General features: G+C 61.8%; 10 protein-coding genes and 1 pseudogene. 6 read left to right on the top strand and 5 right to left on the bottom strand.

Annotation, left to right across the window (positions count from 1 at the left end; all coding sequences use genetic code 11):
- The 3 genes from JCM21793_RS06915 to JCM21793_RS06905 all read left to right on the top strand — a co-directional run.
- Positions 1–1,299, top strand: a 1,299-nt coding sequence (locus JCM21793_RS06915) for a TadA family conjugal transfer-associated ATPase (protein ID WP_025029898.1), incomplete at its 5' end; no start/stop codon positions are given.
- A gap of 41 nt (positions 1,300–1,340) precedes the next feature.
- Complete coding sequence (locus tag JCM21793_RS06910) at positions 1,341–2,354, top strand: type II secretion system F family protein (RefSeq protein WP_025029897.1); 1,014 nt, start codon at positions 1,341–1,343, stop codon at positions 2,352–2,354.
- A 3-nt stretch (positions 2,355–2,357) separates the two neighbouring features.
- The gene (locus JCM21793_RS06905) at positions 2,358–3,347 is read left to right on the top strand and encodes a type II secretion system F family protein (protein ID WP_007009184.1); all 990 of its coding nucleotides are present in this window, start codon (positions 2,358–2,360) and stop codon (positions 3,345–3,347) included.
- 63 nt (positions 3,348–3,410) lie between these two features.
- Here JCM21793_RS06905 and JCM21793_RS06900 read toward each other — a convergent pair whose 3' ends face one another.
- Positions 3,411–4,235, bottom strand: a complete 825-nt coding sequence (locus JCM21793_RS06900; protein WP_007009185.1) for a tetratricopeptide repeat protein — start codon at positions 4,233–4,235, stop codon at positions 3,411–3,413.
- Between the two features lie 121 nt (positions 4,236–4,356).
- Between JCM21793_RS06900 and JCM21793_RS06895 the strand changes: the two genes are divergently transcribed.
- The 3 genes from JCM21793_RS06895 to JCM21793_RS06885 all read left to right on the top strand — a co-directional run bounded on the left by JCM21793_RS06895 (position 4,357) and on the right by JCM21793_RS06885 (position 7,037).
- Positions 4,357–5,736 carry a leucyl aminopeptidase family protein gene (locus tag JCM21793_RS06895; protein WP_025029896.1) on the top strand — a complete coding sequence of 460 codons (1,380 nt, stop codon included), beginning with the start codon at positions 4,357–4,359 and terminating at the stop codon, positions 5,734–5,736.
- 99 nt (positions 5,737–5,835) lie between these two features.
- On the top strand, positions 5,836–6,186 hold the full coding sequence (locus tag JCM21793_RS06890) for a MarR family transcriptional regulator (protein ID WP_025029895.1): 351 nt from the start codon (positions 5,836–5,838) through the stop codon (positions 6,184–6,186).
- A complete protein-coding gene (locus JCM21793_RS06885) occupies positions 6,183–7,037 on the top strand; it encodes a C40 family peptidase (protein ID WP_025029894.1) in 855 nt (284 codons plus the stop codon). The genes JCM21793_RS06890 and JCM21793_RS06885 overlap by 4 nt, the downstream gene beginning before the upstream one ends.
- On the opposite strand, the gene JCM21793_RS06880 is transcribed toward JCM21793_RS06885, so the two are convergent.
- From JCM21793_RS06880 to JCM21793_RS24570, 4 genes and pseudogenes are all read right to left on the bottom strand, one after another.
- Positions 7,034–7,984, bottom strand: coding sequence for a 2-hydroxyacid dehydrogenase (locus tag JCM21793_RS06880; protein ID WP_025029893.1), 951 nt, complete (start codon positions 7,982–7,984; stop codon positions 7,034–7,036). The genes JCM21793_RS06885 and JCM21793_RS06880 overlap by 4 nt on opposite strands.
- 17 nt (positions 7,985–8,001) lie before the next feature.
- On the bottom strand, positions 8,002–9,633 hold the full coding sequence (locus JCM21793_RS06875) for an ABC transporter ATP-binding protein (RefSeq protein WP_025029892.1): 1,632 nt from the start codon (positions 9,631–9,633) through the stop codon (positions 8,002–8,004).
- The gene (locus tag JCM21793_RS06870; RefSeq protein WP_025029891.1) at positions 9,630–10,781 is read right to left on the bottom strand and encodes an ABC transporter permease; all 1,152 of its coding nucleotides are present in this window, start codon (positions 10,779–10,781) and stop codon (positions 9,630–9,632) included. Before JCM21793_RS06870 ends, JCM21793_RS06875 begins: the two co-directional genes overlap by 4 nt.
- Positions 10,781–11,892 (bottom strand): annotated as a pseudogene (locus JCM21793_RS24570) (microcin C ABC transporter permease YejB). The gene JCM21793_RS06870 and the pseudogene JCM21793_RS24570 overlap by 1 nt, the downstream one beginning before the upstream one ends.
- Positions 11,893–11,910: the final 18 nt, after the last annotated feature.

The raw sequence follows: 11,910 nt of genomic DNA, 5'->3' as shown, positions 1-11,910 counted from the left end.
CCGGCCCGGGCGCGCAGCGAGTCCTACTATGACACCAAGAGCCAGGTCTTTTCGGCGCTGATCGAGACCATCGATCTCTCGCAGCTCGCCAATCTCGACCCCGATAGTGCGCGCGAGGAAATCCGCGACATTGTCAACGATATCATCGCGATCAAGAATTTTGCGATGTCCATCTCCGAGCAGGAAGAACTGCTCGAAGACATCTGTAACGACGTGCTCGGCTACGGCCCGCTGGAACCGCTCCTGGCGCGTGACGACATCGCAGACATCATGGTCAATGGTGCCGAGCATGTTTACATCGAGGTGAACGGCAAGGTCGAACAGACCGGCGTGCGCTTCCGCGACAACCAGCAGCTTCTCAACATCTGCCAGCGCATCGTCAGCCAGGTGGGCCGCCGCGTCGATGAATCGAGCCCGATCTGTGATGCGCGCCTGCCCGACGGCTCCCGTGTCAACGTCATCGCGCCGCCGCTCGCCATCGATGGCGCGTCGCTCACCATTCGTAAGTTCAAGAAGGACAAGCTTACCCTCGACCAGCTGGTCCGCTTTGGCGCTATCTCACCGGAAGGCGCCGAGCTTCTGAAGATCATCGGCCGGGTGCGCTGCAATGTCCTGATTTCGGGCGGCACCGGCTCGGGCAAGACGACGCTGCTCAACTGTCTGACGAGCTTCATCGATCTCGATGAGCGCATCATCACCTGCGAGGACTCTGCCGAACTGCAGCTTCAGCAGCCGCATGTGGTACGGTTGGAAACCCGCCCGCCCAATCTTGAGGGCGAGGGTGAAGTCACCATGCGCGACCTGGTGCGCAACTGTCTGCGCATGCGCCCCGAACGGATCATCGTCGGCGAGGTTCGCGGCCCCGAAGTGTTCGATCTCCTTCAGGCGATGAACACGGGCCATGACGGTTCGATGGGAACGATCCACTCCAACAATCCACGTGAGTGTCTGAACCGAATCGAATCCATGGTCGCCATGGGCGGTTTCACGCTGCCGCAGAAAACGGTGCGGGAGATCATTGTCGGTTCGGTGGATGTCATCATCCAGGCGACGCGCCTGCGCGACGGTTCGCGCCGCATTACCCATGTGACCGAGGTGATCGGCATGGAGGGTGACGTGATCATCACGCAGGACCTCATGCTCTACGACATGAAGGGCGAGGACGCGAACGGCAAGATCATTGGCGAGCACGTATCGACGGGCATCGCGCGGCCGCATTTCTGGGACCGCGCCCGTTACTATGGTGAAGAGCAGCGTCTGGCGAATGCGCTGGAAGCGATGGAAAGGAAGTCTGACTAAAATGTCAGCGGCTTCCTGTTCCAGTTTGAGCGGGTAAAACCATGTTTGGAATGGACATCACTCTGATTGCATTCGTGCTTCTGGCCGGCTGTAGCGCTGGCGCGGTGGCCTATGCGCTGATGTTCAACAACATGGCGGCAGAAAAGAAGGTCGGCCGCCGGCTGGATACCGTCAAGCGGGCGCAGACCGACCAGATATCGATCAAGGCGTCGCGCGACCGCGTGGCCGAAACGGCGAAACGGCGCAAATCCATCCAGGATTCCCTGAAGGATCTGGAAGAACGGCAGAAGAAGCGCGACAGCAAGGTCCGCAAGCCGCCGCTCAAGATGCAGCTCAAACAGGCCGGAATGAACGTGACTCCGGAGCGGTTTCACATCATTTCTGCGATCTGCGCGCTGGCGTTTACTCTGGTGGTTTTCATCATGGGCGCCCCGCTTCTTGTTCTCCCGGGCGCATTGATTGTCGGAGCGCTGGGCCTGCCGCGCTGGTTCGTTGCCTGGAAGCGCCGTGGCCGGGTCAAGGCATTCCTGAACGAGTTTCCCAATTCGCTCGATGTTATCGTGCGTGCGGTGAAATCGGGCCTGCCGATCAATGATGGCATCCGCCTGATTGCGAGCGAGGCACAGGAGCCCGTGCGCACCGAGTTTCGGCGGATCGTGGAAGCCCAGCAGATGGGCGTTTCGACACCGGAGGCCTGCCTGCGAATGGGTGAGACGATGCCCTGCCCCGAAGCGAATTTCTTCGGCATCGTTATCCAGATCCAGTCCCAGGCGGGCGGCAATCTCTCAGAGGCGCTGTCAAATCTGTCGCGCGTTCTGCGCAACCGCAAGAAGATGAAGGCGAAGGTTCAGGCGCTGTCGATGGAAGCCAAGGCGTCGGCCGTTATCATCGGCGCCCTGCCTTTTGTCGTCGCGTTCCTCGTCTATCTCACCAGCCCGACCTACATCATGCCGCTTTTCACGACGAGCGCGGGGCATCTGATCCTGGGCTTCTCCGCACTGTGGATGACGATCGGCATTCTCGTAATGCGGAACATGATCAATTTCGAGGTTTAGACAATGCCTTCAGATGCCGTCGGAAGTATCATCGAGCCCAGTTTCCTGATTGCAATTCTGGTTGCGGTGGCGGTTTTTGCAACGGTGTTCACGCTTTTGCCGGCGTTTGGCGGCGATCCGCTGAAATCCCGTATGAAAAGCGTTGCGCTGGAGCGTGAGGAACTGCGGGCGCGGCAGCGCGCGCGTCTGGCCGCCGAGGCTGACAAGCGCCGTCGGGGTCTGCGCGAACATCAGTCTGAAGGCATGCGCGCCATCGTCGATCGGCTCGACCTGCGCCGCGCGCTGGCCGATGATGCGGCGGTGGCCAAACTGCGCACAGCCGGCTTCCGCGGCCAGAACCCGCTGACAAAGTTTCTGTTTTTCCGGCTCGTTCTTCCATTTGTGACGCTGCTTCTGGCGGGCGTCTACATTTTCATGCTCGGCGGGCTGCCCGAGCAGCCTTTGTTTGTGAAGGCCTTCGTCTGCATCATCGCCGCCTATGCGGGTTTCTATGCACCGGTGCTGTATGTCAGCAACCTTGCGGCAAAGCGCAAGAAATCGATCCAGCTTGCATGGCCGGACGCGCTCGATCTGATGCTGATCTGCGTTGAATCGGGCATGTCGATCGAAGCCGCATTCCGCCGTGTGGCGGACGAGATCGGCGCCCAGTCGGTCGCGCTGGCCGAGGAGCTGGTGCTGACGAATGCCGAACTCTCCTTCCTGCAGGAGCGGCGTCAGGCCTATGAGAATTTCGCTGCGCGCACCGGGCTGGAAACGGTGAAGAGCGTCACGCAGGCGCTGATCCAGGCCGAACGCTATGGCACGCCCGTCAGCCATGCGCTCAGGGTTCTTGCGGACGAGAGCCGTGAAATGCGCATGAACGAGGCGGAGAAAAAGGCGGCCGCACTGCCGCCCAAACTCACCGTGCCGATGATCCTCTTTTTCATCCCTGTCCTGTTCGCCGTCATTCTCGGGCCGGCCGGCATCCAGATCAAACAGCAGGGCCTGTTCTGAAATCATAGAAAAGGCCGCTCGAAGCGGCCTTTCCAGAACGTGTGCCTTGGAAATGAAGCGCCGTTACTGGCGCTTCTTCTGGTTGTCGTCGGAGATCTGGCTCCACGCATTCTGCTGTGCGAGCATGGACCGCAGATATGCGACATTGGCTTCGGCCTGTTCAGGCGAAAGCTCTTGCCGGGCGAGCTGTTCAGCTTCGCCAAAACGTCCCTGAAGCCCGACGACCAGCGCCAGGTTCTGCCGCACACGGCTGTCGGCGCCGGAAGCCTGCACTGCCTGCCGCATATAATGCTCTGCCGATTTCAGATCGCCTTCGAGCAGATATGACATTCCCATGTTCGAAAGGACGGAAGGCTCACCGGGCTTTAAATTGAGCGCCTGGCGATAGAGCGTCCGGGCCGCGTCCTTCTGGCCGAGCTGATCCAGGATCGCGCCTTCGGCCGATTGCAGGCGCCAGTCGGGATATTCGGGCGTCTGCGCCCGGCGCACTGCATCAAGCGCAGGCTGAAGCTCTCCGGCTGCCGCCAGTGCCTTGCCATAGGCGGCCAGCACTTCGCGGTCCTTGGGATGATCGATGGCAAGCTTGCGCATCACTGCCAGAGACTGGTCGACGCGCCCGGTCATCTGGAGCACGGAGGCGTAACGCAGTGCCGTTGCCTTGTCCTTGGTGTTCTGTGTGTAAGCGCGACCGAGGGAGTCAGCAGCGCTCCGTAGTTGCGGTTCGCTCATGGTCGCAACGTTGGAAGCGGCCTTGGGCGTGCTGCGGCTGATCGAACCGGTGGTCATACGGTCTCTGGCGCAGCCGGCCACTGACACTGCCATAATCAGCGCCAGGGCCGTCATGGTTATCCTGTTTGCGGTTGCATTCGTGCGCTGTTCGGTAAACATCTGCGCGCGCCCTCCGATTGGCTTCGGCCGTTTTCCGGCCAACTCTCAACAGAGAGAAATATTCTGTTAACCCTAACGGAGCGTTAAAACGCGCCGCAAAACCTGAACGTGGAGACAACAAATGCCCGTCACGCTCCTGAGCTCGAAAGAGGTTTCATCGCTGCCGGTTTATACGGTCGAGGCCGATAACCTGGACGCCTGCGATGCACCCAAGGACGCCATCGCCTGGGCACGGGCAAACGGCTTTTCGGGCGCCTCGGGCAGGGTTTTGACGATACCGGGCAGGAACGGCGCGGTGGTCGGCGCGTTCTTCGGACTTGGCGAACCGGATGCCGCCAATCCGCTTGCCGCCGGAGCGCTGGCCCGTCATCTGCCGGAAGGCGACTGGCACTTTGCCGCTCCGCCGAAAGGTGCCGAGCTCGCCACCCTGGGCCTGATGCTCGGCTCCTATGCCTTCACGCGCTATGGCAAGAAACCACGCAACGCGCTTCGCTTCGCCGTTCCCGAAGGGGTGGATGCAGGCCGCGTCGAGCGGCTGGCCAATGGCAGCGTCCTTGCACGCGAGCTCATCAACACGCCTGCCGGCGATATGGGGCCCGATGCGCTTGAAGCCGCTACCCGCGCACTCGCCTCGGAGCATGGCGCAACGCTGGCGGTGACGGCGGGTGAGGATCTCCTCACGGAAAACCTGCCGATGATCCACGCGGTTGGCCGCGCTGCCGAGGCCGCGCCGCGCCTTCTCGATCTGCGCTGGGGGCGGGAAGCAGCGCCAAAGGTCACGCTTGTCGGTAAGGGGGTCTGTTTTGATACGGGCGGCCTCGACATAAAGCCCGCCGCCGGCATGCTGCTCATGAAAAAGGACATGGGCGGCGCGGCCAATGTCCTTGGACTTGCCTCGATGCTCATGGCGGCAAAGCTCGACATTCGCCTGCGTGTGCTCATTCCTGCCGTGGAGAACGCCGTCGCCGGCAATGCCTTCCGTCCCGGCGATGTGCTGACCAGCCGCAAGGGGCTCACCGTCGAGATCGGCAACACCGATGCCGAGGGCCGGCTGGTGCTTGCCGATGCGATGGCACTTGCGGACGAGGAAGAGCCGGAGCTCCTGATCGACATGGCGACGCTAACCGGTGCTGCCCGCGTCGCGCTCGGGCCCGATGTGCCGCCGTTCTACACCGATGATGAAGCGCTGGCGGGAGCCCTGGCTCGGGCCTCTGAGGCGGTCGCCGACCCGCTCTGGCGCATGCCGCTCTGGAAGCCTTATCTCCCACGTCTCGATTCGAAGATCGCCGACATCAACAATGTTTCGCTCGATGGCTTCGCCGGTTCGCCGATTGCCGGTCTCTTCCTTGGCCGTTTTGTGGAGAAGGCGAAGAGCTGGGCGCATTTCGACATCTATGGCTGGAACCCGGCAGACAAGCCGCACGCTCCGGTCGGCGGCGAGGCGCAGGGTATCCGCGCCATCGAACGCGTTCTGGTGGATCGCTATGGGAGTGCGTCCTGACAACGCGTCAGTGGACACTTGCACCGGCCTGCCTTTCGCGGCATGAATGAAACGGAACCGAAACGGTTTCCAGTTTCCTCCGTGAAGGCAGGTCCTGACATGTCCGTCCAGCTAAGGCCAAGCCAGGCGCTGCGTCTGTGGCAGCAGGTCAGCCTTGCCGAGGTGCGCGGCAAGGCACCGGACCTTACCGAACGCCAGCTTGCGATCCTTCTGACGATCTATCTGGACCCGCCGCCGCACACGGTGCGCGGGCTTGCCGAGAAACTCGATGTCTCCAAACCCGTCATCACCCGCGCCCTCGACACGATGGGCGCGCTGAAACTCGTTTCACGCCACCGCGACCCGAGCGACCGCCGCAATGTCCTGATCAAGCGCACCGTCGAGGGTGCCCTGTTCGTGGAGCGGTTCGGCGATGTGGTGGTGGCAAAATCCGCGGAGCTCCCTTTATGACGACACTCGACCGCCGCCTTCACGCCCACCGGGCAGACCTTGCCGATGCCCGTCTTGAGGGCAGGGTGAAGGCGGAACGTTTCACCGCCGGCACGCCCGCACGCATTGGCGCGCCCGTCGTCGACGTGCACAGCGCCCCGCGTCTCGACGCCGGCATGGACACCCAGTTCCTCCATGGTGATGCGGTGCGCGTGTTCGAACGGCGCGGAGGCTGGGCCTGGGTGCAGGCGGAGCATGATGGGTATGTGGGCTATGTGAATGCCGTGGGCCTTACCGAGCAGGATGTCGCCCCCACGCATCGTGTTCGTGCGCAGCGCAGTTTCATCTATCCGGAGCCGGAGCTGAAGGCTCCTGCAATCGGGGCGCACAGCATCGGTGCGGCGGTCTGCATCACGGAAACGGTCGAAAATCGCGGCACGCAATATGCGCTTCTTGCCTCGGGCGGCGCGATGATCGCCGGGCACCTGCAGCCGCTCGACACGCACCACGAAGACTATGTCACGGTTGCAGGAACCTTTCTGCACACACCCTATCTGTGGGGTGGGGCAAGCGGCTTCGGTATTGACTGTTCCGGTCTGGTGCAGCTTTCCATGCGCATGGCCGGAAGAACCGTCCTGCGTGATACCGACATGCAGGCCGCGAGCATCGGCACCGTGATTGAGCCCGATCAAACCGGGCTCAGCCGTGGCGACCTCGTTTTCTGGAAAGGCCATGTGGCGATCATGCTGGATCACGAGACGATGCTTCACGCCAACGGCAACACGATGACGGTGGCGCGTGAACCGCTGAAAGATGCCATCGAGCGGATTGAGCGCCTCTACGGTCGCCCGACGCATTATCGTCGGCCCTAGTACCCCGCGCTTCGATCAACGAGGTTTTCCAGTGCCTTGCCACTCTCGAACGCATCCATCTGCCGTAGCATGGGCGGCACCAGATGTGCCGGGTCTGAAGTGGCAGCCGCGTGCGGTGTCACGAAAACACGTGGATGCGACCAGAGCGGACTTTCCGGCGCGAGCGGCTCGCGTTCGAACACGTCGAGGCTTGCTTCCTTCAGCACACCTTCCTCAAGTGCCTTGAGGATGTCGGTCTCGCGCTGCAGCCCGCCGCGCCCCGCATTGATGAGGCAGGGACCGCCCAGCGGTCCATCCTGCCGCAGGCGCGACAGCAGCGAATGGTTCACAATGCCGTGGGTCGCGGGCGTCAGCGGCAGAAGCACCACCAGAATGTCGGTGGCGTTGAGGAAGGGCGTCAGCCCGTCCTCGCCGTGAAAGCCCTTGACGCCATCGATATCCTTGGGCGTGCGGCTCCAGCCATTCACCGAAAAACCGACCGCACACAGGGCCTGTGCGGCGCGGGTGCCGAGCTGTCCGAGCCCCATAATGCCTACCGAAACTTCGTTGGCTGGCGGCTGCCGCGGCTCGTGCCAGACTTTCCTGACCTGCTGTTCCCGGTAGACGGCGCCCTGCCGGTGATGGTCGAGCACCCGCCACGTTACATACTCGCACATATACTGCGTGAGGTTTTCCGCCACCACGCGCACGATGGGCACATCGGGCACCTGGTCGTCGGCAAAGATGTGATCCACGCCCGCACCGATGGAGAAGATGACCTTCAGGTTCGGTAGCTTGGCGAGTGCGCCCTTCTGGTGCTTCCAGACAACGGCATAATCGATCGAAGGGTCTTCCGCCCCGTCGGGCTCCAGCACGACATCCCGCTCTTTGGAGAGAAGGTCATACCAGCGCTGCGGGTTGAAGCCGGTGACAGAAAGAAGGACGCGACCGCGTTCCGGTGTGCTCATGGTTTGCCCCTCGATTTTTATTCGCTGACCACGCCTCCAGGCGTGGCTTCGATGTTGAACGCGGCTGCGATCAGCGCGCGTGTGTAGTCGGTCTGCGGTGCATCGAAAATCTGCTCCGCCGGACCGGCCTCCACCACCTTGCCGGCGCGCATGACGATCACCTCATTGGCAAGCGCGCGCACCACTTTCAGGTCATGGCTGATAAAGAGATAGGCCAGGTTATGCCGCTTCTGCAAATCGCGCAGAAGGTCCACCACCTGCGCCTGCACGCTCATGTCGAGTGCCGAGGTGGGCTCGTCCAGCATCACGAAACGCGGCTTCAGCACCATGGCACGGGCAATGGCGATACGCTGACGCTGCCCGCCGGAAAATTCATGCGGATAGCGAAACCGGCTGTCGGGATCGAGGTCGACCTCCTTCAGGACATCGACCACCATCGCGTCGCGTTCATCGGCTGAAAGGCCGGGCTCGTGAATGCGCAGGCCTTCCTCGATGATTTCGGCAACAGACATGCGCGGGCTGAGCGAACCATAGGGATCCTGAAACACCACCTGCAAGTCGTGCCTGTAGGGACGCATCTGCCGAAACGAGAGATGATCGATCTCGTTGCCAGAAAAGTGGATATGCCCCTCCGAGCCGATCATGCGTGCAAGGGCCAGGCCGAGAGTCGTTTTGCCGGAGCCCGATTCACCCACCACGCCGAGCGTCTGGCCCGCGCGGACGGTCACGTCCACCCCGTCGACACCCTTGATGTAGTCGACCGTGCGGCGCAGCAGCCCCTTTTTCACCGGGAACCAGACCTTGATCTCGTCGCCCTTCATCACCGTTTCGGCATTGGCGTCCGCCCTGGGCGGCCGTCCCTTTGGCTCGGCTTCGATCAGATGGCGCGTATAGGCGTGCTGAGGGTTGGTGAATATCTCCTCCGTTGGCCCGCTTTCCACGATCTTGCCGTCGGTCATCACGCAGACCCGGTCCGCCACCTTACGCACAATGCCGAGATCGTGGGTGATGAACAGCATCGACATGGATTTCTTGCGCCGCAGATCGGCCAGAAGCTCCAGGATCTGCGCCTGCACCGTCACGTCGAGCGCGGTGGTCGGTTCATCGGCGATCAGGAGGTCGGGCTCGTTGGCGAGCGCCATGGCGATCATTACGCGCTGGCGCTGGCCGCCGGAAAGCTGGTGCGGAAAGGAATCGAGTCGTTTTTCCGGGTCACGGATGCCGACCTGCTCCAGCAATTCAAGGGTCCGCTCCCGCGCTGCCTTGTCACTCATTCCGCGATGCAGTTTCAACACCTCACCCACTTGGCGCTCGATGGTGTGCAGCGGGTTGAGCGAGGTCATCGGCTCCTGAAAGATCATGGAGATCTCGTTGCCGCGCACCTTGCGCTGTGTCGCTTCATCGGCGGCAAGGATGTCCACGCCATTGTAGAGGATTTCGCCGGAGGGATGGCTCGCCGCCGGATAGGGCAAAAGCCGCAGGACCGAGAGTGCCGAAACCGATTTCCCGGACCCCGATTCCCCCACAAGCGCAACGGTCTCGCCACGCGCGATGTCGAATGAGATGCGATCGACCGCAAGCGTCTCCTGCGCGCCCTGCCGGAAGGACACGGATAGATCGCGGATCGAGAGGAGGGGGGTGTCACTCATTTGAACGTCTTCCGCGGGTCGAAGGCGTCGCGCACGGCTTCGCCGATGAAGATCAGGAGCGACAGCATGATCGAAAGGCTCAGGAAGCCGGCGATGCCGAGCCAGGGGGCGTTGAGGTTGCGCTGGCCCTGCCGCAGCAATTCACCCAGCGATGGCGAGCCCGGCGGCAGGCCGAAGCCCAGAAAGTCGAGCGATGTCAGTGTCGTGATCGAGCCGTTCAGGATGAAGGGCAGGAAGGTGAGGGTGGCCACCATCGCATTGGGCAGAAGGTGGCGGAAGATGATCGTCCGGTTGGAAACGCCAAGCGCCCGTGCCGCACTCACATATTCGAAATTGCGGGCGCGCAGAAATTCGGCGCGCACGACGCCCACGAAAGCCACCCACGAGAAAAGCAGCATGATGCCGAGCAGGATGAAGAAACCCGGCGGCAGAACGGCCGCGATGATCAGGATCAGATAGAGCACCGGAATGGAGGACCATATCTCGATGAAGCGCTGGAAGAGAAGGTCCGTCCAGCCGCCGAAATAGCCCTGTATCGCGCCGGCGCTCACACCGATCAGCGCCGAGGCACCGGTCAGGATCAGGCCGAAAAGAACCGAAATACGGAACCCGTAGATCACGCGCGAAAGCACATCGCGCGCCTGGTCATCCGTGCCGAGCCAGTTCCAGTTGCCGGGCGTGCAGGCCGGGTCGTCCACCCCATGCAGATAGCGCCCGCAGCGCTCCTCTTTGGAGTACATCCATGAAGGTTTGGCTGGCGCCGCCTCCGGTATTTCGTTGTTCACCGTGCGGTAGGAATAGCGGATGGGCGGCCACACCACCCACCCATTGGCCGCGATCTCCTCGGAGATGATCGGATCGCGGTAGTCGGTTACAGCAAGGAAGCCCCCGAATTTCTCTTCCGGATAATCCACCAGAACCGGGAACAGAACCTCTCCCTTGTAATAGGCGAGGATCGGTTTGTCGTTGGCGAGGAATTCGGCAAACAGCGACAGCACGAACAGGATCAGGAATATCCAGAGAGACCAGTAGCCCCGCCGGTTGGCGCAGAAATTCTGCCAGCGGCGCCTGTTGATCGGCGAAAGCCAAGGCCGTCTGCCGGGGCGCCGCGCCGCCGCCACTTCGCTTTGCACCTGAATATCGGACATCACACATCCCTCCGCTCGAAATCGATGCGGGGGTCTATCAGCGTGTAGGTCACATCCGAGATGAGGCTGATAAACAGACCCATCAGCGAGAAGATGTAGAGATTGGCGAACACCACCGGGTAATCGCGGTCGATCACCGAACGGAAGCCCAGAAGCCCAAGCCCGTCGAGCGAGAAAATACTCTCGATCAGCAGCGACCCGGTGAAGAACGCCGAGATGAACGCGCCTGGAAAGCCGGCGATGATGATCAGCATCGCATTGCGGAAGACGTGGCCGTAGAGCACCTGCCGGTCCGAAAGCCCCTTGGCGCGTGCGGTCACCACATACTGCTTGCGGATTTCATCGAGAAATGAGTTCTTCGTCAGAAGCGTCGTCGTGGCGAAGGCCGAGAGCACCATGGCCGTCAGCGGCAGGGCAAGGTGCCAGAAATAATCGAGAATGCGCGCCGGCCAGGAAAGGCTCTCCCAGTTGTCGGAGGTCAGGCCGCGCAGCGGAAACCAGTCGAAGAAGGAGCCGCCGGCGAAAAGAACCATCAGGAGGATGGCGAACAGAAAGCCCGGAATGGCATAGGCAACGATCACCACACCGCTGGTCCACACATCGAACGCCGAGCCGTCCTTCACGGCTTTGCGGATGCCGAGCGGAATGGAAATTCCGTAGGAGATCAGCGTGATCCAGAGGCCGAGCGAAATCGAGACCGGCATTTTCTCAAGGATCAGGTCGATCACCGAAATGTCGCGGAAATAGCTCTCGCCGAAGTCGAACCGCGCATAGTTCCAGATCATCAGGGCGAAGCGTTCGAGAGGCGGCTTGTCGAAACCGAACTGCTTTTCAAGCGAAGCGATGACTCGGGATCGAGACCCTGCGCGCCGCGATATTTCGAGGTCACGCCGCTGCCTTCGACAGTCCCACCGTCAAAACCCTGATTGCCGAAATCGCCGCCACCGCCGGAGATGCGCGCATCCGCGCCGCCGGCCTGGCCGGTGATCTGTGCGATCACCTGTTCCACGGGGCCGCCCGGTGCAAACTGCACGACGATGAAGGAGATGGCCATGATGCCGAACAGGGTCGGGATCATGAGCAGCAGACGACGCAGGATATAGGCGCCCATCAGTCAGCCGCTCTATTC

The organism is Nitratireductor aquibiodomus NL21 = JCM 21793, from assembly GCF_000615975.1.
Classification (GTDB): domain Bacteria; phylum Pseudomonadota; class Alphaproteobacteria; order Rhizobiales; family Rhizobiaceae; genus Nitratireductor; species Nitratireductor aquibiodomus.
The sequence above is the reverse complement of the archived record's forward strand: the minus strand, read 5'-3'. Positions and strand labels throughout refer to the sequence as shown.

Bases quoted from the DNA above. Each gene is read 5' to 3' on its own strand.
- JCM21793_RS06910 (WP_025029897.1), top strand. From the start codon at position 1,341: ATGTTTGGAATGGACATCACTCTGATTGCATTCGTGCTTCTGGCCGGC.
- JCM21793_RS06905 (WP_007009184.1), top strand. From the start codon at position 2,358: ATGCCTTCAGATGCCGTCGGAAGTATCATCGAGCCCAGTTTCCTGATT.
- JCM21793_RS06900 (WP_007009185.1), bottom strand. From the start codon at position 4,235: ATGTTTACCGAACAGCGCACGAATGCAACCGCAAACAGGATAACCATG.
- JCM21793_RS06895 (WP_025029896.1), top strand. From the start codon at position 4,357: ATGCCCGTCACGCTCCTGAGCTCGAAAGAGGTTTCATCGCTGCCGGTT.
- JCM21793_RS06890 (WP_025029895.1), top strand. From the start codon at position 5,836: ATGTCCGTCCAGCTAAGGCCAAGCCAGGCGCTGCGTCTGTGGCAGCAG.
- JCM21793_RS06885 (WP_025029894.1), top strand. From the start codon at position 6,183: ATGACGACACTCGACCGCCGCCTTCACGCCCACCGGGCAGACCTTGCC.
- JCM21793_RS06880 (WP_025029893.1), bottom strand. From the start codon at position 7,984: ATGAGCACACCGGAACGCGGTCGCGTCCTTCTTTCTGTCACCGGCTTC.
- JCM21793_RS06875 (WP_025029892.1), bottom strand. From the start codon at position 9,633: ATGAGTGACACCCCCCTCCTCTCGATCCGCGATCTATCCGTGTCCTTC.
- JCM21793_RS06870 (WP_025029891.1), bottom strand. From the start codon at position 10,781: ATGTCCGATATTCAGGTGCAAAGCGAAGTGGCGGCGGCGCGGCGCCCC.